We start from the raw sequence: 220 nt of genomic DNA on the forward strand, positions 1-220 counted from the left end.
TAATAGGGCTCTCAAGTAACAAGACTACATCTTTCCAACTTATGGAATAGAACGTCCGGTCACCTTCATGAACGACTTTCATGAACCGATAATTCGATGTGAATTTCTTTTCATACAAGCTATAAGACCGCCGGTCATAACTGAACATGCGTATTTTCCGGAAATCCTTTGACATGACAATGAACACATCACCATCTTCAGGCTCCTGATTGAGTTGCTG

Annotated in this window: 1 protein-coding gene; it reads right to left on the reverse strand. The window is 40.9% G+C overall.

Annotated features, from left to right (window positions below):
* Positions 1–220: IS66 family insertion sequence element accessory protein TnpB (locus DXB63_RS18160; protein ID WP_199604246.1), on the reverse strand; the 220-nt coding region annotated here is incomplete at both ends.

The sequence above is a fragment of the Bacteroides sp. OM05-12 genome, from assembly GCF_003438995.1.
Classification (GTDB): Bacteria; Bacteroidota; Bacteroidia; order Bacteroidales; family Bacteroidaceae; genus Bacteroides.